This is a genomic window from Inmirania thermothiophila, from assembly GCF_003751635.1.
GTDB lineage: Bacteria > Pseudomonadota > Gammaproteobacteria > DSM-100275 > DSM-100275 > Inmirania > Inmirania thermothiophila.
The window spans coordinates 547,267-566,941 of record NZ_RJVI01000002.1 but is presented as its reverse complement, the minus strand read 5'-3'; the positions used below and the strand labels follow the sequence as shown (position 1 = coordinate 566,941).

Here is a 19,675-nt window from a genome sequence, read left to right as displayed (position 1 = left end):
AGCAGAGGCGATGGTGGTCGAGGAGATCATGACCCGCGACGTGGTGTCGGTGCGCCCCGACACCAAGCTCACCCGCATGAGCGAGCTCATGCGCGAGCGCAAGGTGCGCCACCTGCCGGTGGTGGACGAGGAGGGCCGCCTCGTGGGCATCCTCTCCCACCGCGACATCCAGCGCGCCACCCCGTCGGCCATCACGACCCTGGACGTGGGTGAGGTCAACTACCTGCTCTCGCGCATCACCGCCGAGCGGATCATGCATCGGGACGTCGTCACCTGCCGCCCCGACACCCTGGTGGAGCAGGCCGGCTGCCTCATGCGCGAGCGCAAGGTGGGGTGCCTGCCGGTGGTGGACGACGAGGGCCGGCTCGTGGGCATCCTCACCGGCATCGACCTCGTCGACTTCTTCATGGACATCACCGGCTGCCGCGCCGAGGGCACGGTGCGCATCGAGGCGCATCTGCCGGACCGGCCGGGGCAGCTCGCCGAGTTCCTCGGCGTCCTTGCGCGGGAGGGGGCCTACGTCGCCACGGTGGTGGCGCCGCTCAATCCGGTGGCGGAGGGGCAGCGGGCGGTCATCGTGCGCATCCGCGCCGAGGACCCGGAGCGGGTCCTGGGGGCCCTGCGCGCGGCATCCTACGAGATCGTCCGCGTGCACCACCCGGAGCCCGGCTGCGTGGCGGGCTGACGCGGGCGGGCCGAGGCGGAGTCGGTCGGGAGGCGCCCGGCGGCCGCCGGGCGCCTCGTCCGCGGGACCTTCACTCCTGGGTGGTGGGGGGATCGGGGTCCTCGGCCCACCCCGTCTCCGGCACCGGCAGCCGCTCCAGCCAGCGCTCCAGGTGGCGGACGTGCTCGTCCTCCTCCTGCGCGAACTGCCTGGCCAGCGCCCGGACCTCGGCGTTGGGGGTGTACTCTGCGACGCGGTTGTAGAAGCGGCGCGCGAGCCGCTCGTGCCGCAGCGCCAGGCGCACGGCGTGGTAGGGCGTCATGAGGTAGTGGGTCTCGCCGGTGGAGGGCGTCTCCGGCGCCTCCGGCGTCTGCCACTTGTACTCCCAGGGCGCCAGCTCCGGCAGGATCATGCCGGTGGCGAGATCGGTGATCTCGTCCACGTGGCGGGCCTCGTGGCGGGCCATGGTGCGGAAGAACTCCGCCACCTCCGGGTTGTGGAAGGTCTCCATCTGGTCGGCGAGCTCGCCGTAGCGCTCGGCGGCCTCGCGCTCCATGGCGAGGGCGTGGGCGAGGAGCTCCTCCACCGAGTCGATGCGGGGCGGTGTGGAATCCACCGGCATGCTCATACGACGAACTCCTGCTCCAGCTCGGCCACGGTGGCACGGGCCGAGGTGTCGGGTCGGAACGGGCGCCGGTCGCCCTTGAAGAGGACGCCGAGGTTGAAGCCGTCGTCGGTCATGAGCCGGCGCGCCGCGCGCGCCGGGTCCGAGGTCGGCTCCACCGGGGCCGGGCGCACCACCTTCTTCCACTCGCGCTCCTCGGGGCGGAAGGTCACGCACGGGCTCAGCACCTGAATGAAGGAGAAGCCCGGGTGGCGGATGCCCTCCGCGATGAGGCGGGCGACGTAGTTGGGATCGCCGGTGAAGCCGCGGGCGATGAAGTTGGCGCCCGAGGCGAGCGCCACCGCCAGCGGGTGGAAGGGGTTGATGCCGGGGCCGCCGGGCGTGAGCTTGCCGCGCTCCCAGTCGGGCTCGGTGGTGGGCGAGGCCTGGCCCTTGGTCATGCCGTAGACCTCGTTGTCCATGACGATGTAGGTCATGTCCACGTTGCGCCGGCAGGCGTGCAGGAAGTGGTTGCCGCCGATGGAGAAGCCGTCGCCGTCGCCGCCGGCGGCGATGACGGTCAGGTCCGGCCGCGCCACCTTGAGGCCGATGGCCGCGGGCAGGGCCCGCCCGTGCAGGCCGTGCAGCCCGTAGACGCTGGTGTAGGCGGGGATGCGCGAGGAGCAGCCGATGCCCGAGACGACGGCCGCCTGCTCCGGGGGGATGCCCAGCTCGGCCAGCGCCTTGGTGATGGAGGACAGGACCGAGAAGTCCCCGCATCCCGGGCACCAGACGGGCTTGATGTCGGACTTGTAGTCCTTGGGGGTGAGCTTGCGGGTGGCGGTGGTGGTCTCCATGGCTCAGCTCCAGGCGTGGACGGTTTCGACGATGTCGCGCGGACGGATGGGCAGCGGGCCCGGCCGGTGGAAGCTGCGGACCTCGCCCGGCAGGTCGTAGAAGGCCCTGAGGTAGCGGTGGAACTGCGCACCGTGGCTCTGTTCGACGGTGAGCACCCGCTCGACCCCGGCGAGGGCCTCGGCGAGCCGCTCGGGCTGGGCCGGCGAGAGCAGCCGCAGGGCCACCACGCGCACCGGCCGGCCCTCGGCGCGCAGGCGTGCCGCGGCCTCGCGCACGGGGCCGGTGGACGATCCCCAGGTGACGAGCGCCAGCGGGCCCTCACCCTCCACCAGCGCCCAGTGCGCCCCGTAGTTGTGCTGGAGCAGCTTGCGCTGCCGCTTGTCGAGCTGCGCCTGGTGGTCGGCGGCGCGGCTCGAGGGCGTGCCGCGCTCGTTGTGCTCGAGCCCGTCGGCGGTGTACTGCACGCCCGGCGTGCCCGGGATCGCCATGGGCGAGATGCCGGAGGCGGTGACGCGGTAGCGGAGGTAGCCCTCCTCGTTGGCGCGCGGGGTCTCGCGGCGGGCGATGAAGGCGAGGTCCGCCGGGCGCTGGATGATGGCGCGGGCCTGGCCCAGGGACTGATCCGAGAGGACGATGGCCGGCGTCTGCAGGGCCTCGGCCAGGTGCACCGCCCACTGCGTCGTGAACAGGCAGTCGCCCACCGAGACGGGGGCGAGGACCAGGTGCGGGGCGTCGCCGTGCAGGCCGTAGAGGGCGATGTTGAGGTCGCTCTGCTCGGACTTGGTGGGGATGCCGGTGGAGGGGCCGCCGCGCATGACGTCGATGACCACGAAGGGGACCTCGGCGGCGACGCCCCAGCCGATGGTCTCGGTCATGAGGGCGAGGCCGGGGCCGGAGGTGGCGGTGAGGGCGGGGACGCCGCCGTAGGAGGCGCCCACCACCTGGTTGATGGAGGCGAGCTCGTCCTCGGCCTGTACCAGCACGCCGCCCACCTTCTGCAGCGCCGGCGCCAGCCACTCGAGGACCTCGGTGGCCGGGGTGATGGGGTAGGCGGCGACGAAGCGGACGCCGCCGCGCACGGCGCCGAGGCCTGCGGCCTCGTTGCCGGTGATGATCCAGCGCTCCGCGACCTCGGGTGCGGGCGCGACGCGCGGCGTCGGCGGCAGCGCCTCGGCGGCCTCGGCGCCGGCCCGCAGGGCGGCCATGCTCGCGGTCACCGCGGCCTCGCCCTTGCGCCCCAGCGCCTTGCGCACGGCGGCCTCGAAGGCCTCGAGGGGGATGCCCACCAGGTGCGCCACCGCCCCCAGGGCGACCATGTTGGGGCGCCCGCCCTCGACGCCCTTGGCGAGCTCCTGCATGGGCAGCTGCGCCTCGCGCGCGCCCATGGCGCGGATCTCCGCCGGCGGCTCCCCGTGGGCGGGGTCGCCGATGACGAGGCTCTCGCCGTCCAGCGGCACCTCGTCCGCGAAGCGCTCCACGTTCTGCCAGTCGATGGCCACCAGGAGGTCGTGGCGGTCACCGTGGGAGGTGACCGGCTCGCGGGCGAGCCGCACCATCGCCGCCGACTCGCCGCCGCGGATCTGCGGTCCGGTGGAGCGGGTCATGACGCCGTAGAGGCCGGCCTTGGCAGCGGCATCCAGCAGCAGGCTGCCGGCGGTGATGACCCCGGCGCCGCCGCTGCCGGCCAGGGTTACGGTCACGGACGAGATGCTCACGGATGGTCTCCTCCTCGCGTCAGGGCGCGGGGGCCCCTCCCCCTCGCCTGGGCCCGCCGCCCACCATAGAACGGCGGCGCGGCGGGGTCAACATTTCGTGATCGGCCGATAAATCCAGCTTAGGCGGGACCGCAACCCTCGGATCCACCACGCATTTCGGACCGGGCCGAAGCCCCGGTCCAGGCCCGTCGGATGGACTTGACGTTTACGTAAACGTAATATAGCATCGCGCCGTACGCTGGGGAAGGAGGAGGGATCATGAGCGACGCCTACCGGTGGGTGATGGCGGCGCCGGGGGAGCCGCTCCGGCGCGAAGGCTTCGACCCGGGGGCCCCGGAGCCCGGCGAGGTGGTGGTGCAGGTGGCCGGATGCGGGGTCTGCCACACCGATCTGGGCTTCTACTATGACGGCGTCCCCGTCAAGCACCCGCTGCCCCTGACCCTCGGCCACGAGATCAGCGGCCGGGTGGTGGCCGCGGCCGAGGACCAGGCCGCCTGGCTCGGGCGCGCGGTGATCGTGCCGGCGGTGATCCCGTGCGGCACCTGCGATCTCTGCCGGCGCGGCAAGGGCACCATCTGCCGCGCCCAGAAGATGCCCGGAAACGACATCCACGGCGGCTTCGCCTCCCACGTCCGCGTGCCGGCCCACGGCCTGTGCGCGGTGGACGAGGCGCGGCTCGCGCAGGCGGGGCTGGAGCTGGCCGACGTCTCGGTGGTCGCCGATGCGGTGACCACGCCCTATCAGGCCATCGTCCAGGCCGGCGTCGGCGAGGGCGACCTGGTGGTGGTGATCGGGGTTGGCGGTGTGGGCGGCTATGCGGTGCAGATCGCCCACGCCCTGGGCGCGAAGGTGGTCGCCGTGGACATCGACCCGGAGAAGCTCGAGCGGGTGCGCGCCCACGGTGCGGCGCTGACCCTCAACGCCCGCGAGGTGGACGGGCGTGCGATGCGCAAGGCCATCGGCGCCTTCGCCAAGGAGCAGGGTCTGCGCCAGAGCGAGTGGGTGATCCTGGAGTGCTCGGGGACGAAGGCTGGGCAGGAGACGGCGTTCGGGCTGCTCACCTTCGGCGCCACCCTCGGCGTGGTGGGCTTCACCCTGGACAAGGTGGAGGTGCGGCTGTCGAACCTGATGGCCTTCCACGCCCGCGCGCTGGGCAACTGGGGCTGCGACGTCTCGCTCTATCCGGGGGCGCTGGATCTGGTGCTGGACGGGCGCGTGCAGCTTGCGCCCTTCATCGAGCGCCACCCGCTGGACGAGATCAACGAGGTCTTCGCCGCCGCGCACGCGCATCGGCTGGCGCGGCGGGCGATCCTGGTTCCGTGACCGCTTCCGGGGGAGGGGAGAAGCGATGAGCGATGTGAACAAGGTGATGGAGGTGGCGCGGCGGACTGCGCCGCGGGAGCTCTTCGATCACAACCTGGTGCGCGAGTTCGTCTGCGACGGCGTCATCTACGAGCGGCGCCCGGCGCGCACGCCCGAGGGCGAGGTCGTCGACGGGCTCTACAACGCCTGGATCTGGCTCAACAACCCGCGCCAGTACAACTCCTACACCACGGAGATGGTCAAGGGCGTGATCCACGCCTTCCGCCGCGCCTCCAACGAGCGCGACGTGGCCTGCGTGGTCTTCACCGCGGTGGGGGACAAGGCCTTCTGCACCGGCGGCAACACCAAGGAGTACGCCGAGTACTACGCCGGGCGGCCGCAGGAGTACCGCCAGTACATGCGGCTGTTCAACGACATGGTGACGTCGATCCTGACCTGCGACAAGCCGGTCATCAACCGCGTCAACGGCATGCGCATCGGCGGCGGGCAGGAGATCGGCATGGCCTGCGACTTCACCATCGCGCAGGATCTGGCCCGCTTCGGGCAGGCCGGCCCCAAGCACGGCTCGGCCCCCATCGGCGGCGCCACCGACTTCCTGCCGGTGATGATGACCAACGAGCAGGCGATGTGGGCGGGCGTGATGTGCGAGCCCTTCTCGGCCCACAAGGCCTACCGGCTCGGCATGATCATCGACCTCGTGCCGGCGCTGAAGGTGGACGGGCGCTTCGTGCCCAACCCGCTGGTGTGGACCGACCGGATGGTGGACGAGTACGGCCGCTTCGTCTACGGCGAGTACAAGACCGGCGAGGCGGCGAAGGAGGCCAAGGCGCTGCTCGGGCGCGGCGAGGTGGATCTGAGCCTGCTGGACCAGAAGGTGGAGGAGTACTGCGGCAAGCTCCTGCTCACCTTCCCCGAGTGCACCACCAAGACCATCGAGGAGCTGCGCAAGCCCAAGCTCGAGGCCTGGAACCGCAACAAGGAGGACTCGCGCGCCTGGCTCGCCCTCAACATGCTGGCGGAGGCCAAGACGGGCTTCCGTGCCTTCAACGAGGGCGACAAGGAGATCGGGCGGGAGATCGACTTCGTCGCCCTGCGCAAGGCCCTGGCGCAGGGGGCGGCCTGGACCCCGGAGCTGACCGAGGCCCTGATGCCGCACGCGGGGAAGCAGCGATGAGCGAGCCGCTCAAGGTCTGGGAGGAGCGCGACGGGCAGCTGCTGCGCCTGCGCCTGGCCCGTCCCAAGGCCAACATCGTCGACGCGGCGATGATCGCGGCGCTCGCCGAGGCGTTCGCGGGCGCAGGCGGGGAGGCCGCGCGCAAGGCGGTGCTGCTCGATCACGAGGGCCCGCACTTCAGCTTCGGCGCCAGCGTCGAGGAGCACCTGCCGGGGCAGTGCGCGGAGATGCTCGCGGGGCTGCACGCCCTCATCCGGCGCATGCTCGACTGCCCGCTGCCGATCCTGGTGGCGATCCGCGGCCAGTGCCTCGGCGGCGGCCTCGAGGTCGCCGCCGCCGGCGACCTGCTCTTCGCCGCGCCCGACGCACGTCTCGGCCAGCCGGAGATGCAGCTCGCGGTCTTCGCCCCGGCGGGCTCCTGCCTGCTGCCGGAGAAGGTGGGCCCCGGGCGCGCCTTCGACATGCTGGTCTCGGGGCGGAGCCTGAGCGGCGAGGAGGCCGCGGCCGCGGGGCTGGTGCAGGAGGTGGCGGAGGACCCGGAGGCGGCGGCGCTGGCCTGGTTCGACCGCCACCTCGCGCCCAAGAGTGCCGCGGCCCTGCGCTACGCGGTGCAGGCCGCGCGCATGCAGACCGTCGAGCGCATCAAGGAGAAGCTCGAGCGGGTCGAGCGCCTCTACCTGGATGGTTTGATGTCCACCCACGATGCCGTCGAGGGGCTGCGCGCCTTCCTCGAGAAACGTCCCGCACAGTGGGAGAACCGTTGACCATGTCGAGCGCAGAGATCATCCGCCGTTGTGAGGCCCTCTACGAGGACCTCGACTTCACCGCCGCACGGGAGTGGAAGGCGGCCGAGCCGGGCCGCAAGGTGATCGGCTTCATGCCCATCTACGTCCCGCGCGAGATCATCCACGCCGCGGGCATGCTGCCGCTGGGGATCTTCGGCGGTGGCGACCAGCTCGAGGTCATCCACGGCGATGCGTACTACCAGAGCTACATCTGCCGCATCCCGCGCTCGACCATCGAGCTCGCCATCACCAAGCGGCTGGACTTCGTCGACGGCATGCTCTTCCCGAGCATCTGCGACGTCATCCGCAACCTTTCGGGGATCTTCAAGATGATGTTCCCCGAGATGTACGTGCGCTACTTCGACGTGCCGCAGAACTACCGCGACGAGATCGGCGGGGCCTACTACGTCGAGGAGCTGCACGAGCTCAAGCGCGGCCTCGAGGCCCTCGGGGGGCGCGAAATCACCGACGAGGCCCTGCGCCGGTCCATCGCCCTCTACAACGAGAACCGCCGTCTCGTGCGCGAGCTCTACGACCTGCGCGCGGCCGAGCCCTGGCGCGTGCCCACCTACGAGGCCTACCTGCTGCTTCGCGCCGGCATGGTGCTGCCGGTGGAGGAGCACAGCGAGATGCTGCGGGCCTACATGGCGGCGGTGCGCGAGGAGGAGCGGCCGATGCGCGACAACGTGCGCATCGTCCTCAACGGCTCGTTCTGCGAGCAGCCGCCGCTGGGGCTCATCAAGTCCATCGAGATGGCCGGCTGCTACGTGGTGGACGACGACTACATCCTCGTCACGCGCTGGCTGCGCGAGGACGTGCCGGTGGAGGGGGATCCCATCGAGAACCTGGCGCGTGCCTTCCTCCACCACTCGGTGGACACCGCCGCCAAGTACACCGAGCGCGAGGAGGACAAGGGCCGCTACCTGCTGGAGCAGATCCGGCGGCGCGGGGCCGAGGGCGTGATCTTCGCTGCCCCCTCCTTCTGCGATCCGGCGCTGCTGGAGCGGCCGATGCTGGCCGATCGGCTCAAGGAGCACGGGGTCCCGTACATCTCCTTCAAGTACGCGGAGAACTCGGGGCAGATGCAGCCCATCCGCGAGCAGGCCGGCACCTTCGCCGACTCCATCAAGCTGTGGGGTGACACGGGGAGCTGAGGCGTCGGGCGGCCGGGGCTGCGGGACGGCACAGGCACGGGAGCGGGGCGCAGGCCCCGGGAGGAGAGAGGCATGAGCAGCGACACGACCCGCATCGACGGCAAGCCGGAGGTGGTCAAAGAGCCTTCGATGCTCAAGCAGAAGGAGATGATCGCCCGCAACTACGAGGCGCTCACCAGCGCCCCGGAGACCGGGCGCAAGGTGGTCTCCACCTTCGTGCCCGGCAACCTGAACGAGCTGGTGATGTGCTTCGACATGCTCAACAACCTGCCGGAGATCAACGCGATCCAGAACGGCCTGCGGAAGAAGAGCGGCGCCATGATCATGGACGCCGAGAAGCGCGGCCACTCGGAGGACGTCTGCACCTACGTCAAGGCCGACATCGGCATGATGGGCAAGGGCAACATCGCCCCCAACGGCAAGCCGCTGCCGCCGCCCGACCTGCTGCTCCTGTCCTACACCGGCTGCTTCACCTTCATGAAGTGGTTCGAGCTGCTGCGCCACGAGTACAAGTGCCCGACCGTGATGCTGCACATCCCGTACCAGGGCGACGGCAGGATCACCCCGGAGATGGTCAAGTACGTGGTCAAGCAGCTCCGGGAGGAGGTGATCCCCGCGATGGAGAAGGTGAGCGGGGTGAAGTTCGACATCGACCGCCTGCGCGAGTACCTGCGCGAGTCGGCCAAGGCCGAGGACAACCTCGTGTGGGTGCTGGAGAGCGCCAAGAACAGGCCCTCGCCCATCGACGCCTACTTCGGCGGCGTCTACTACATCGGCCCGATCTTCACCGCCTTCCGCGGCACCAAGGACGCCACCGAGTACTACGAGATGCTGCGGGGCGAGATCGAGGAGCGGCTCCGCAAGGGCCAGCATCCCATCACGCCGGAGGGCGAGATGGAGGAGGAGCGCTACCGCCTCGTGGTGGAGGGGCCGCCCAACTGGACCAACTTCCGCGAGTTCTGGAAGATCTTCTACGAGGAAGGCGCGGTGGTGGTGGCCAGCACCTACACCAAGGTGGGCGGCGTCTACGACCTCGGCTTCCGCCACGACCCGGACAAGCCCCTGGAGTCGCTGGCCGAGTACTGCCTCGGCTGCTACACCAACCGCAACCTCCCGCAGCGGGTGGACATGCTGGTGCAGTACATCGAGGAGTACCAGGCCGACGGCCTCCTCATCAACTCCATCAAGAGCTGCAACAGCTTCTCCGCGGGCCAGCTCATGATGATGCGCGAGGTGGAGAAGCGCACCGGTAAGCCCGCGGCCTTCATCGAGACCGATCTCGTCGATCCGCGCTACTTCTCCTACGCCAACGTCAAGAACCGGCTCGAGAGCTACTTCCAGATGATCGACCAGAAGCGGCGTGCCGCCGGCGCCGCCGCGTGAGGAGGATGGGGCGATGAAGTGCTACATCGGCATCGACCTCGGCTCCACCACCACCAAGGCGGTGGTGATGGACGGCAAGGGCGAGGTCCTGGGGCGCGGCATCACCAACTCGCGCTCCAACTACGACACCGCGAGCGCGGTGGCCAAGCAGGAGGCCCTCATCGACGCCCGGCTGACCCTGGTGCGGCGTGCGCTGGCGGAGGAGGCGGCGCTTGCGGGGGCGGCCGAGGGGGTGCTCGAGGGGCTCGAGCGCAACTTCCGCCTCGAGCAGTTCCTGGAGCAGCTCGAGGACCTGGAGCGGACCTGCCTCGCCAACGCCGAGCACGACCGCCACGAGGACCTGCGCAAGGCCATGGCGGAGGCGCTGGAGGAGATCTTCGGCCGGCTGCGCGCCGACGCCGAGCACCTCTACGCCCCCGGCGCCGAGCGCAAGTCCGACTTCTTCCGCGACATCGCCGGCTCGCGCTACATGCAGCGGGCCGAGGAGGTGGCGCGCGAGGCCGGGCTGCCCTTCGATCCCCTCCTCAACGTCTACGACAAATCCATCATCGAGGTGGAGAACCGGCCCCCGGCCGGGGACATCGGCGGCAAGTTCCTGCGCGCGCTGGGGCGGGTCCTCGCCGAGGGCGGGGTCCACGCCGACCACGAGGCGGTGCGTGCGGCGGTGGAGCGGGCGCTCGCGGTGGAGCTCGAGGAGGGCTACGTGGTGGGCACGGGCTACGGCCGCGTGCGCCTGCCCTTCTCCAAGGAGCACATCCGCTCCGAGATCCTCTGCCACGGCCTCGGCGCGCACCTGATGTACCCGGGGACCCGCACCGTGCTCGACATCGGCGGCCAGGACACCAAGGGCATCCAGGTGGACGAGAACGGCATCGTCGTCAACTTCCAGATGAACGACCGCTGTGCCGCAGGGTGCGGGCGCTATCTCGGCTACATCGCGGACGAGATGAACCTCGGCCTGCACGAGCTGGGCCCCCTCGCCATGCAGGCGAAGAAGACCATCCGCATCAACTCCACCTGCACCGTGTTCGCCGGCGCCGAGCTGCGCGACCGCCTGGCCCTCGGCGAGCGGCGCGAGGACATCCTGGCGGGCCTGCACCGCGCCATCATCCTGCGCGCGATGTCGATCCTCTCGCGCGCGGGCGGGGTGCAGAACGAGTTCACCTTCACCGGGGGCGTGGCCAAGAACGAGGCCGCTGTGCGCGAGCTCAGGAAGCTGGTGAAGGAGAACTACGGCGACGTGAAGATCAACATCAACCCCGATTCCATCTACACCGGGGCGCTGGGGGCGGCCGAGTTCGCCCGCCGCGCCGTGGAGGCGTGACCATGGCGATCATCACTGCGGGCATCGACATCGGCACCGGGGCGGTCAAGGTGGCGCTCTTCCGGGTCGACGGGGAGCGCACGGAGTGGATCGGCAAGCGCAACGAGCGCATCCGGCGCCGCGATCCGTTCCAGCTCGCCGAGTCGGCCTACGACGATCTTCTGCGCGAGGCCGGCCTGTCGCGCGAGGACGTCCACTACGTGGCCACCACCGGCGAGGGCGAGAACGTGCCCTTCCGCACCGGCCATTTCTATTCCATGACCACGCATGCCCGCGGGGCCATCTACCTCGATCCGGAGGCACGCGCGGTGCTGGACGTGGGGGCCCTGCACGGGCGCGCCATCCGCATCGACGAGCGCGGCAAGGTGCTCTCCTACCGCATGACGAGCCAGTGCGCCTCGGGCTCGGGCCAGTTCCTCGAGAACGTGGCGCGCTACCTCGGCATCGCCCAGGACGAGATCGGCCCGCTGTCGCAGCAGGCGGACAATCCCGAGGCGGTCTCGAGCATCTGCGCGGTGCTCGCCGAGACCGACGTCATCAACATGGTCTCGCGGGGCATCTCGGCGCCCAACATCCTCAAGGGCATCCACATGTCCATGGCGACGCGGCTGGCCAAGCTGCTCAAGGCCATCGGCGCCAACGACGGCGTGACGCTGCTGACCGGGGGGCTGGCCCTGGACTCGGGGCTGGTGGCCGCCCTCAACGAGGCGCTCGCCGAGCAGAAGCTCAAGATCACCGCGCGAAGCCACCCCGACTCGCCCTATGCGGGCGCCATCGGCGCCGCGCTCTGGGGTGCCTTCCGCTACGAGAAGCTGGCCGCGCTGGGGCAGCTGCCCCAGGCATCCTGAGACGGAGGAGGAAACGGACATGGCCCTGCACATCACCGAAGAGTGCACCAACTGCGACGCCTGCGTGCCGGAGTGCCCCAACGAGGCCATCTCGGAGGGCGACATGATCTACGTCATCGACCCGGAGCGCTGCACCGAGTGCGTGGGCGCGCACGACGAGCCGCAGTGCATGCTGGTCTGCCCGGCCGACTGCATCGAGCCCGATCCCGAGCACCAGGAGAGCGAGGACGAGCTGCGGGCGAAGTACGAGCGGCTGCACGCCTGAGGGCGGGGGAGGCCTGGGATGTCGGACAACGGGGTGACGATCCGGCCGCTCGCCGAGGGCGACCTGGAGGCGGTGGTGGCCATCGGCGGGGCGGAGGGAGGCGCGGCGCGCCGCGGCTTCTTTGAGAAGCGCTTCGCGGCCATGGGCGCCGATCCCGAGGCCTTCGTCTCGCTGGGGGCGGAGGCCGACGGGCGCCTGGTGGGCTTTCTGCTCGCGCGGCTGCTCCAGGGCGAGTTCGGTGGCACCGAGCGCGTCGGGGTGCTGGATGCGGTGAGCGTCGAGCCGGGCCGGCGCGGGCGCGGGGTCGGCGCCGCGCTCCTTGCGGCGCTGGAGGAGGCGCTGCGGGCGCGGGGCGCGGTGGAGCTGCGCACCCAGGTGGAGTGGAACCGGCCGGGGCTGCTCGACTTCTTCGCGCGGCACGGGTTCTCGCTGGCGCCGCGGCTGGTGCTCGAGCGCGGCACCGCCGGGCACGACTTCTGAGGGGGAGGGGCGATGGCCAACGGAGGATCGACGACGCAGGAGATGCTGGGCCGGTTCGAGGGCGAGCCGGACTACAGCGATCCCTCCGGCGACGACTTCGAGGCGCTGGCGCGCGACCGCATCCCGGTCCGCACCCTGCGCGCCGAGGACCTGCCGGCGCTGGTGCGCATCGACCGGCGGATCACCGGCTGCGACCGCAGCGCCTACTACCGGCGCAAGGTGCGCGAGGCGCTGGACGAGTCGGGCGTGCGCGTCTCGCTGGTGGCCGAGCAGGAGGGCGAGATCGCAGGCTTCGTCATGGCGCGGGTGGACTACGGCGAGTTCGGGCGCACCGACACCGCCGCCGTGATCGACACCCTCGGGGTGGACCCCGCCTACGTGCGGCGCGGGGTCGGGTACGCCCTGCTGTCGCAGCTGCTCGCCAATCTCGCGGCGCTGCGGGTGGAGACCGTGCGCACCGAGATCGCGTGGAACGAGCGCGCGCTGGGGGCGTTCCTCGAGCGCTGCGGGTTCGCGCCGGGCCAGCGCCTGGCGCTGACCAAGCGGCTCGCCTGAGGCGCCGCCGTGTCGGTGCGCTGGGACTTCACCGGGCGCGGCGCCGTGGTCACCGGCGGCAGCCGCGGCATCGGCCGCGCCATCGCCGAGGCCCTCGCCGAGGCGGGGGCGGAGGTGCATGTCTTCGACCGCGAGCCGGGCCAGCCCGGCCCATGGACCTTCCACGCGGTGGACGTGGCCGACGCGGCCAGCGTCGCCGCGGCGGTGGCGTCGCTGCCGCCGGGGGTGACACTGCTCGTCAACAACGCCGGCATCACCCGCGACCGCTCCCTCGCCAAGATGAGCGACGAGGAGTGGCGCGCCGTGCTCGAGGTCAACCTCACGGGCGCCTTTCACATGATCCGGGCCCTCGCCCCGCGGATGCGCGAGGCCGGCCACGGGCGCATCGTCAACATCACCTCCATCAACGGGTTGCGCGGCAAGTTCGGCCAGGCCAACTACAGCGCCGCCAAGGCGGGGCTGATCGGGCTGACCAAGACCGCCGCCCGCGAGCTCGGGCCGCGGGGGATCACGGTCAACGCGGTGGCGCCCGGCATGGTGCTGACGGAGATGGCGCTGGCGCTGCCGGAGGAGTTCCGCGAGCGGGCGCGGGCGGAGTCGGTGCTCGGCGAACTCGCGACGCCGCAGGACATCGCCCATGCGGTGCTGTTCCTGCTCTCGGATGCGGCGCGCATGATCACGGGGGAGGTGGTCCGCGTCGACGCGGGCCAGTACATTTGACCGCCGGCTGCGGCGGCTTGGGGGCGGCGCCGCGGGCGCGGCCCCGGGGGAGGCTGACGAGATGAGCGATCGGGTGGCGTTCAACTGGGAAGATCCGCTGCTGCTGGAGGAGGAGCTGACGGAGGAGGAGCGGCTGGTCCGCGACACCGCCCGCAGCTATGCCCAGGAGCGGCTGATGCCGCGCGTGCTCGAGGCCAACCGGCAGGAGCGCTTCGACCGCGAGATCATGAACGAGATGGGCGAGCTGGGCTTCCTCGGCGCGACCCTGCCGGAGCAGTACGGCTGCGCCGGCGTCAACTACGTCTGCTACGGGCTCATCGCGCGCGAGATCGAGCGCGTCGACAGCGGCTACCGCTCCGCCATGAGCGTGCAGTCGAGCCTGGTCATGTACCCCATCTACGCCTACGGCACCGAGGCGCAGCGCGAGAAGTACCTGCCCCGGCTTGCCACCGGGGAGTGGGTGGGCTGCTTCGGGCTGACCGAGCCCGACGCCGGGTCCAACCCGGGCGGGATGAAGACGCGGGCGCGCAAGGTGGACGGCGGCTGGGTGCTCAAGGGCACCAAGATGTGGATCACCAACTCGCCCATCGCCGACGTCTGCGTGGTCTGGGCCAAGGACGAGGAGGACGTCATCCGCGGCTTCCTGGTGGAGCGGGGCATGAAGGGGCTCTCCACCCCCAAGATCGAGGGCAAGTTCTCCCTGCGCACCTCCATCACGGGCGAGATCGTCCTCGACGACGTCTTCGTCCCGGAGGAGAACCTGCTGCCCAAAGTGACCGGGCTCAAGGGCCCCTTCGGCTGCCTCAACCGCGCCCGCTACGGCATCGCCTGGGGGGTCATGGGGGCGGCCGAGTTCTGCTGGCACGCGGCGCGCAACTACACCCTGGAGCGCATCCAGTTCGGGCGTCCGCTGGCCGCCAACCAGCTGGTGCAGAAGAAGCTTGCCGACATGCAGACCGAGATCACCCTGGGGCTTGCGGCCTGCCTGCGCCTCGGCCGGCTGTTCGACCAGGGCAAGGCCGCGCCGGAGGCGATCTCGCTGCTCAAGCGCAACAACTGCGGCAAGGCCCTGGAGATCGCGCGCACGGCCCGCGACATGCACGGGGGCAACGGCATCGTGGACGAGTTCCACGTCATCCGCCACGTCATGAACCTGGAGACCGTCAACACCTACGAGGGCACCCACGACATCCACGCCCTCATCCTCGGGCGCGCGCAGACGGGGATCCAGGCCTTCACCTGCTGAGGAGGCACGCCCATGGGCGGCAACGGCACGGGCACCCGGGAGCGGTTCGCCGGGCTCATCATGCAGGTCACCGACGCCATCGCCGGCCGGCCGGTGGAGCCGGCGCTGGCGGACTTTCTCGATGCGCGCTTCCCGGCCGGCGGGGCCACCTTCGAGGCCATCCGCGCCGCCTGCCACCAGGCCATCGAGGAGGGCTGGATGTGCAGCCGCGAGGCGGGCGGGATCCGCTTCGGCCGCGTCATCCCGGCGGGGGAGGACACCGCGGGGTTCAGCGTCGACGTGGTGCGCATGGAGGAGGTGGTGGGCCCCCACCACCGCCACCCGCGGGGCGAGATCGACATGATCATGCCCATCGACCCGGAGGCCCGCTTCGACGGCCGCGGCGCCGGCTGGCTCGTCTACGGGCCCGACAGCGCCCACCGGCCCACGGTCACCGGCGGTGCGGCCCTGATCCTCTACCTCCTGCCGGGGGGCGAGATCGAGTTCACGCGCTGAGGGATCCGCTCAGGGGAGGTGGACCCCGGCGGCGCCGAGCGCCGCATCCATGAGCGGGGCCCAGCCGCGGTTGGCCTGAGGGCTTGCGGGGCTCGGGTGGGGCGCGGCGGCGATCGCGGTCCCGAGCCCCCGCAGCGCCTCCCGGGCGCGGGCCTCGGCGAAGCGCCCGACGCCGAGGACGAGGCGCGGCGCGAGGGCGTGCACCGCCTCGCGCAGGGCGCGGTCGCAGGCGGCGAAGAGGGCGCGGCGCTCGTCGGCGCGCAGCCGGTCGGGGGTGCGGTTGGCCCCTGCGGCCTCGAAGAAGGCCAGCGGGCAGTAGTTGAGCACGAAGAAGCGGGCGAAGAAGCGGTCGGGGGTGCCGAAGCGGGCGCGGGCCCAGCCCCACAGCCGCCGCCCGCTGACCTCGCTGCGGCGGCAGGCGAAGCCGAGCACGGGACGCCTCGGGTGCGGACGCGGCGGGGCCCCCACCGGGGCCTCGATGCCCATCCAGTCGCGCACCGCCGCCACCTCGCCGAAGGGAATGCCGGTCTGCACCATCCCCCAGGGGCCCGGGTTCATGCCCACCAGCACCACCTCCTTGGGCCCGCCGCCGTAGCGGCGCAGGTAGGCCTCGTGGGGCGCCCAGGCGTAGGCGAGGGGGTTGTAGACGTGGGTCACGGGCGGGCCGAAGCGCAGGGCGTCCACCTCGCCGGCGAGGCGGCGGGCGGCGGCCACGAGGCGGTCCGCGGCGCCGCTCATACCCCCAGGTGGCGGCGGTGCAGCTCGGGGTCGGCGAGCAGCGCCTCCGAGCGTCCCTCCCAGACCACGCGGCCCTTCTCCAGGATCACGTTCCAGTCCGCCAGCTCCGCCAGCGCCTTGAGGTCCTTGTCCACGATCACGGCGGCGACGCCGGCGGCCTTGATGCGGGCGATGATGCCCCAGATCTCGCGCCGCATCAGGGGGGCGAGCCCCTCCGTGGCCTCGTCCAGGAGGATGAGGTCGGGATTGGTGAGGAGGGCGCGGGCGATGGTGAGCATCTGCTGCTCGCCGCCGGAGAGCTGGTGGCCCATGTTGGACAGCCGCTCGCGCAGGCGCGGGAAGAGCTCGAGCACGCCCTCGTAGTGCCAGTCGGTGCGGCCGTCGCGGCCGGGGCGGGCTGCCATGAGGAGATTCTCCCGCACCGAGAGGTTGGGGAAGATGCCGCGATCCTCCGGCACGTAGGCGATGCCGGCGCGGGCGACGCGGTGGGCCGGCCAGCCGGTGACGTCGGTGCCGCGGACGCGGACGCGGCCGCGCCGCGGCGGGGTCAGGCCCATGATGGAGCGCAGGGTGGTGGTCTTGCCCATGCCGTTGCGCCCCATGAGCGCCACCGCCTGCCCGGGCAGCACGCGCAGGGAGACGCCGTGCAGGATGTGGCTTGGGCCGTAGTAGGTGTGCAGCCCCTCGGCCTCGAGCAGCGGCATCGTGCTCACGCCACCTCCTCCCCGAGATAGGCTTCCTGGACCTCGCGGCTTGCGCGGATCTCCTCGGGGGTGCCGGTCTTGAGCACCTCGCCGTTGACCATCACGGTGATCCGCTCGGCGATGGAGAAGACCGCGTCCATGTCGTGCTCGACCAGGATCAGGGTGTGGTCGGCGGCGAGGCGCTCGAGCAGCGCCACGACCTGGCGCGACTCCTCGGGGCCCATGCCGGCGAGGGGCTCGTCGAGGAGGAGCAGCTCCGGTTCGGTGGCCAGCATCATGCCGATCTCGAGCTGGCGCTGCTCGCCGTAGCTCATGCGGGCGGCCACCGTGTCGGCGCGGTGCTCGAGCCCGCACAGGGCCAGCGCGCGGCGGGCCCGCTCGGCGACGGCGCGGTAGCGGTGGGCGGGGCGGAAGAAGCGCATGGCGCTCGGCAGGCGCGACTGCGCCGCCAGCCAGCAGTTCTCCCAGCAGGTGAAGGAGGGAAAGATGTTGGTCTTCTGGTAGCTGCGCCCGATCCCCAGGCGCGAGATCCGATACGCCGGCAGTCCGGTGATGTCGCGGCCGCGGAACCAGACGCGGCCGCCGCTCGGCGCCAGATCGCCGGAGAGGAGGTTGATGAGGGTGGACTTGCCGGCGCCGTTGGGTCCGATGACGGCGTGGACGCGGCCCGCCTCGAACGCCAGGGTCACGTTGTGCACCGCCACCAGGGCACCGAAGCTGCGGGCCAGGGACTCGGTGCGCAGGATGGGTTCAGCCATCGGCCGCCCTCCGCCGCGGCAGGCGCAGCCCGGCGAGCCCCTGCGGCAGGAACAGCACGACGGCGATGATGATGCCGCCGAGGGGCAGGCGCCAGTGCTCGCTGAGATCCGGCAGGTAGCTCTCCAGGAGCACCAGGGTCGCGGCCCCGAGCAGGGCGCCGTACAGGCGGCCCATACCGCCGAGGAGCACCATCATCAGGAGCAGGCCCGACTGGTGCCAGTTGAGATAGGCCGGGTTGACGAACTCGGTGTGGATCGCCTCCAGGAGGCCGGCGAGGCCCGCAAGGGTGCCGGCGAGGACGAAGGCCGCCAGCTTGTAGCGGGCGGTGGCGTAGCCCATGGCGCGCATGCGGTGCTCGTTCTCGCGGATGCCCTCGAGGACGCGGCCGAAGGGCGCCTGCAGCACCGTGTGCAGCAGGGCGTAGCCCGCGGCCACGATGCCCAGCACGAACCAGTAGAGGACGGCCTCGTCGGCGAGGTCGAAGAGGGGGCGCCCGCCCAGGGTCACCTCGGGGCGGGCGAAGATGAAGATCCCGTCGTCGCCGCCGAAGCGGGGCGATTCGAAGAGGAAGTAGTAGACCATCTGCGCGAAGGCGAGGGTCAGGAAGATGAAGTACACGCCGGAGGTGCGGATGCTGATCCAGCCGATCACCAGCGCCGCCGCCGCGGCCAGCCCCAGGGAGGCCGCCAGGGCCTGCCAGAGGGTGACCGGATCGCCGTCGCGGGCGAGCACGGCGAAGCCGTAGGCGCCGAGGCCGAAGAAGGCGGCGTGGCCGAGGCTCACCAGGCCGGTGAAGCCCACCAGCAGGTCCAGGCTCATGGCGAAGAGCCCGAGGATGAGGATCTTGGTGCCGAGCTGCAGGTAGTAGCGCTCGCCGGTGAGGGGGAGCAGCGCGGCCAGGGCCAGGACCACGAGCAGCCCGACGAGGACGCGGCGGGGCATCCGGTACATCATGGCCGCGCCCCGAACAGCCCCTGCGGCCGCCAGATCAGCACCACCGCCATGAGGGCGTAGATGACCACGCTCGCCGCCTCGGGGATCAGCACCTTGCCGAAGGTGTCGGCGATGCCGATGAGCATCGCGCCCACGAAGGCGCCCTTGATGGAGCCGATGCCGCCGATGACCACCACCACGAAGGAGATGATCAGCACCTGATCCCCGATGCCGGGATAGACCGAGCTCACCGGCGCCGCGATCATGCCGGCGAAGGCGGCGAGGGCCACGCCGAGGCCGAAGACGAGGGTGAAGAGGCGGTTGATGTCGATGCCGAGGGCCTGCGCCATCTCGCGGTTGCTGGCGCCGGCGCGGATGATCATGCCCAGGCGGGTGCGCTGGATCATGAGGTAGAGCGCGAGGGCGACGGCGGCGCAGGCGGCCGAGATGAACAGCCGGTAGACCGGGTAGGCCTGGGTCTCGGTCAGCGGGATCGAGCCCGCGAGCGGGGGCGGGATCGGCACGGCGTGGACGTCGTTGCCCCAGAGGATGCTGCGCAGCTCGTCGAAGACGAGGATCAGCCCGAAGGTGAGGAGCACCTGGTAGAGATGGTCGCGCCGGTAGAGGGGGGTGATGGCGAGCCGCTCCACGACGATGCCCACGAGGACCACCACCGGGATGCCCGCGGCGACGGCGAGGGCGAGGCTGCCGGTCTCGCGGGCGAGCCAGTAGGCCAGGTACGCCCCCAGCATGTAGAAGGCGCCGTGGGCGAGGTTGATGATGCCCATGATCCCGAACACCAGGGTCAGGCCGCTGGCGACGAGAAAGAGCAGAAAGCCGTACTGGATCCCGTTGAGAAGCTGGATCAGGTAGAAGCTCGGCTCCATCCCCCTGTCTCGGTGTCGGTCTCGGCACGGCGCCCGAAACGGCCCGCCCCGGCCGGGGCCG

At 71.3% G+C, this 19,675-nt stretch carries 22 protein-coding genes; 14 read left to right on the top strand and 8 right to left on the bottom strand.

All coding sequences use genetic code 11. The annotated features are described in order from the left end of the window. The first annotated feature begins 10 nt into the window (after positions 1-10). A complete protein-coding gene (locus EDC57_RS08400) occupies positions 11-685 on the top strand; it encodes a CBS and ACT domain-containing protein (RefSeq protein WP_123401422.1) in 675 nt (224 codons plus the stop codon). A gap of 70 nt (positions 686-755) precedes the next feature. Here the strand turns inward: EDC57_RS08400 and EDC57_RS08395 are convergent, their stop codons facing one another. Genes EDC57_RS08395 through EDC57_RS08385 form a run of 3 tightly spaced genes read right to left on the bottom strand, consistent with a single transcriptional unit; the run spans position 756 to position 3,841 of the window. Continuing rightward, positions 756-1,292 (bottom strand): ferritin-like domain-containing protein, encoded by a 537-nt coding sequence (locus EDC57_RS08395; RefSeq protein ID WP_245995192.1) that lies wholly within the window; start codon positions 1,290-1,292, stop codon positions 756-758. Continuing rightward, positions 1,289-2,125 (bottom strand): 2-oxoacid:ferredoxin oxidoreductase subunit beta, encoded by an 837-nt coding sequence (locus EDC57_RS08390; protein WP_123401421.1) that lies wholly within the window; start codon positions 2,123-2,125, stop codon positions 1,289-1,291. Before EDC57_RS08390 ends, EDC57_RS08395 begins: the two co-directional genes overlap by 4 nt. A gap of 3 nt (positions 2,126-2,128) precedes the next feature. After that, positions 2,129-3,841: a 2-oxoacid:acceptor oxidoreductase subunit alpha gene (locus tag EDC57_RS08385; protein ID WP_123401420.1), complete on the bottom strand. Its 1,713-nt coding sequence runs from the start codon at positions 3,839-3,841 to the stop codon at positions 2,129-2,131. A gap of 258 nt (positions 3,842-4,099) precedes the next feature. On the opposite strand from EDC57_RS08385, the gene had reads away from it, so the two are divergent. From had to EDC57_RS08325, 13 genes are all read left to right on the top strand, one after another. Beyond that, positions 4,100-5,164 (top strand): 6-hydroxycyclohex-1-ene-1-carbonyl-CoA dehydrogenase, encoded by a 1,065-nt coding sequence (gene had / locus EDC57_RS08380; RefSeq protein ID WP_170165080.1) that lies wholly within the window; start codon positions 4,100-4,102, stop codon positions 5,162-5,164. Positions 5,165-5,189: 25 nt separating this feature from the next. Next, on the top strand, positions 5,190-6,338 hold the full coding sequence (gene oah / locus EDC57_RS08375; protein WP_123401418.1) for a 6-oxocyclohex-1-ene-1-carbonyl-CoA hydratase: 1,149 nt from the start codon (positions 5,190-5,192) through the stop codon (positions 6,336-6,338). Further along, entirely contained in the window at positions 6,335-7,102 is a 768-nt protein-coding gene (locus tag EDC57_RS08370; protein ID WP_123401417.1) for a cyclohexa-1,5-dienecarbonyl-CoA hydratase, read from the top strand. Before oah ends, EDC57_RS08370 begins: the two co-directional genes overlap by 4 nt. Before the next feature lie 2 nt (positions 7,103-7,104). After that, positions 7,105-8,277, top strand: a complete 1,173-nt coding sequence (gene bcrC / locus EDC57_RS08365) for a benzoyl-CoA reductase subunit C (RefSeq protein WP_123401416.1) — start codon at positions 7,105-7,107, stop codon at positions 8,275-8,277. Between the two features lie 72 nt (positions 8,278-8,349). Beyond that, the gene (bcrB, locus tag EDC57_RS08360) at positions 8,350-9,660 is read left to right on the top strand and encodes a benzoyl-CoA reductase subunit B (protein WP_123401415.1); all 1,311 of its coding nucleotides are present in this window, start codon (positions 8,350-8,352) and stop codon (positions 9,658-9,660) included. A gap of 13 nt (positions 9,661-9,673) precedes the next feature. After that, positions 9,674-10,984 (top strand): benzoyl-CoA reductase subunit A, encoded by a 1,311-nt coding sequence (gene bcrA / locus EDC57_RS08355; RefSeq protein WP_123401414.1) that lies wholly within the window; start codon positions 9,674-9,676, stop codon positions 10,982-10,984. A 2-nt stretch (positions 10,985-10,986) separates the two neighbouring features. Beyond that, a complete protein-coding gene (bcrD, locus tag EDC57_RS08350; protein WP_123401413.1) occupies positions 10,987-11,832 on the top strand; it encodes a benzoyl-CoA reductase subunit D in 846 nt (281 codons plus the stop codon). Positions 11,833-11,851: 19 nt separating this feature from the next. Continuing rightward, a complete protein-coding gene (locus EDC57_RS08345) occupies positions 11,852-12,097 on the top strand; it encodes a YfhL family 4Fe-4S dicluster ferredoxin (protein WP_123401412.1) in 246 nt (81 codons plus the stop codon). 18 nt (positions 12,098-12,115) lie between these two features. Next, positions 12,116-12,577 (top strand): GNAT family N-acetyltransferase, encoded by a 462-nt coding sequence (locus EDC57_RS12950; RefSeq protein ID WP_211331938.1) that lies wholly within the window; start codon positions 12,116-12,118, stop codon positions 12,575-12,577. Between the two features lie 12 nt (positions 12,578-12,589). Further along, the gene (locus tag EDC57_RS12945; RefSeq protein ID WP_211331937.1) at positions 12,590-13,132 is read left to right on the top strand and encodes a GNAT family N-acetyltransferase; all 543 of its coding nucleotides are present in this window, start codon (positions 12,590-12,592) and stop codon (positions 13,130-13,132) included. 9 nt (positions 13,133-13,141) lie between these two features. Continuing rightward, positions 13,142-13,852: a 3-oxoacyl-ACP reductase FabG gene (gene fabG, locus EDC57_RS08335; protein ID WP_245995189.1), complete on the top strand. Its 711-nt coding sequence runs from the start codon at positions 13,142-13,144 to the stop codon at positions 13,850-13,852. A 61-nt stretch (positions 13,853-13,913) separates the two neighbouring features. Then, entirely contained in the window at positions 13,914-15,098 is a 1,185-nt protein-coding gene (locus tag EDC57_RS08330; RefSeq protein ID WP_123401411.1) for an acyl-CoA dehydrogenase, read from the top strand. Between the two features lie 12 nt (positions 15,099-15,110). Beyond that, complete coding sequence (locus tag EDC57_RS08325) at positions 15,111-15,593, top strand: 4-hydroxylaminobenzoate lyase (RefSeq protein ID WP_123401410.1); 483 nt, start codon at positions 15,111-15,113, stop codon at positions 15,591-15,593. Positions 15,594-15,602: 9 nt separating this feature from the next. On the opposite strand, the gene EDC57_RS08320 is transcribed toward EDC57_RS08325, so the two are convergent. Genes EDC57_RS08320 through EDC57_RS08300 form a run of 5 tightly spaced genes read right to left on the bottom strand, consistent with a single transcriptional unit; the run spans position 15,603 to position 19,614 of the window. Continuing rightward, positions 15,603-16,331, bottom strand: coding sequence for a uracil-DNA glycosylase family protein (locus EDC57_RS08320; protein WP_123401409.1), 729 nt, complete (start codon positions 16,329-16,331; stop codon positions 15,603-15,605). Beyond that, positions 16,328-17,035, bottom strand: a complete 708-nt coding sequence (locus EDC57_RS08315; protein ID WP_123401859.1) for an ABC transporter ATP-binding protein — start codon at positions 17,033-17,035, stop codon at positions 16,328-16,330. The genes EDC57_RS08320 and EDC57_RS08315 overlap by 4 nt, the downstream gene beginning before the upstream one ends. Before the next feature lie 5 nt (positions 17,036-17,040). Then, positions 17,041-17,793 carry an ABC transporter ATP-binding protein gene (locus tag EDC57_RS08310; RefSeq protein WP_123401408.1) on the bottom strand — a complete coding sequence of 251 codons (753 nt, stop codon included), beginning with the start codon at positions 17,791-17,793 and terminating at the stop codon, positions 17,041-17,043. Continuing rightward, positions 17,786-18,736 carry a branched-chain amino acid ABC transporter permease gene (locus EDC57_RS08305; RefSeq protein ID WP_123401407.1) on the bottom strand — a complete coding sequence of 317 codons (951 nt, stop codon included), beginning with the start codon at positions 18,734-18,736 and terminating at the stop codon, positions 17,786-17,788. Before EDC57_RS08305 ends, EDC57_RS08310 begins: the two co-directional genes overlap by 8 nt. Positions 18,737-18,744: 8 nt before the next feature. Further along, complete coding sequence (locus tag EDC57_RS08300; RefSeq protein WP_123401406.1) at positions 18,745-19,614, bottom strand: branched-chain amino acid ABC transporter permease; 870 nt, start codon at positions 19,612-19,614, stop codon at positions 18,745-18,747. Positions 19,615-19,675: the final 61 nt, after the last annotated feature.

Excerpts from the sequence above, each read along its gene's own strand:
- EDC57_RS08400 (WP_123401422.1), top strand. The coding sequence starts at position 11 with ATGGTGGTCGAGGAGATCATGACCCGCGACGTGGTGTCGGTGCGCCCC.
- EDC57_RS08395 (WP_245995192.1), bottom strand. The coding sequence starts at position 1,292 with ATGAGCATGCCGGTGGATTCCACACCGCCCCGCATCGACTCGGTGGAG.
- EDC57_RS08390 (WP_123401421.1), bottom strand. The coding sequence starts at position 2,125 with ATGGAGACCACCACCGCCACCCGCAAGCTCACCCCCAAGGACTACAAG.
- had (WP_170165080.1), top strand. The coding sequence starts at position 4,100 with ATGAGCGACGCCTACCGGTGGGTGATGGCGGCGCCGGGGGAGCCGCTC.
- oah (WP_123401418.1), top strand. The coding sequence starts at position 5,190 with ATGAGCGATGTGAACAAGGTGATGGAGGTGGCGCGGCGGACTGCGCCG.
- EDC57_RS08370 (WP_123401417.1), top strand. The coding sequence starts at position 6,335 with ATGAGCGAGCCGCTCAAGGTCTGGGAGGAGCGCGACGGGCAGCTGCTG.
- bcrC (WP_123401416.1), top strand. The coding sequence starts at position 7,105 with ATGTCGAGCGCAGAGATCATCCGCCGTTGTGAGGCCCTCTACGAGGAC.
- bcrB (WP_123401415.1), top strand. The coding sequence starts at position 8,350 with ATGAGCAGCGACACGACCCGCATCGACGGCAAGCCGGAGGTGGTCAAA.
- bcrA (WP_123401414.1), top strand. The coding sequence starts at position 9,674 with ATGAAGTGCTACATCGGCATCGACCTCGGCTCCACCACCACCAAGGCG.
- bcrD (WP_123401413.1), top strand. The coding sequence starts at position 10,987 with ATGGCGATCATCACTGCGGGCATCGACATCGGCACCGGGGCGGTCAAG.
- EDC57_RS08345 (WP_123401412.1), top strand. The coding sequence starts at position 11,852 with ATGGCCCTGCACATCACCGAAGAGTGCACCAACTGCGACGCCTGCGTG.
- EDC57_RS12950 (WP_211331938.1), top strand. The coding sequence starts at position 12,116 with ATGTCGGACAACGGGGTGACGATCCGGCCGCTCGCCGAGGGCGACCTG.
- EDC57_RS12945 (WP_211331937.1), top strand. The coding sequence starts at position 12,590 with ATGGCCAACGGAGGATCGACGACGCAGGAGATGCTGGGCCGGTTCGAG.
- EDC57_RS08330 (WP_123401411.1), top strand. The coding sequence starts at position 13,914 with ATGAGCGATCGGGTGGCGTTCAACTGGGAAGATCCGCTGCTGCTGGAG.
- EDC57_RS08325 (WP_123401410.1), top strand. The coding sequence starts at position 15,111 with ATGGGCGGCAACGGCACGGGCACCCGGGAGCGGTTCGCCGGGCTCATC.
- EDC57_RS08320 (WP_123401409.1), bottom strand. The coding sequence starts at position 16,331 with ATGAGCGGCGCCGCGGACCGCCTCGTGGCCGCCGCCCGCCGCCTCGCC.
- EDC57_RS08315 (WP_123401859.1), bottom strand. The coding sequence starts at position 17,035 with ATGCCGCTGCTCGAGGCCGAGGGGCTGCACACCTACTACGGCCCAAGC.
- EDC57_RS08310 (WP_123401408.1), bottom strand. The coding sequence starts at position 17,793 with ATGGCTGAACCCATCCTGCGCACCGAGTCCCTGGCCCGCAGCTTCGGT.
- EDC57_RS08305 (WP_123401407.1), bottom strand. The coding sequence starts at position 18,736 with ATGCCCCGCCGCGTCCTCGTCGGGCTGCTCGTGGTCCTGGCCCTGGCC.
- EDC57_RS08300 (WP_123401406.1), bottom strand. The coding sequence starts at position 19,614 with ATGGAGCCGAGCTTCTACCTGATCCAGCTTCTCAACGGGATCCAGTAC.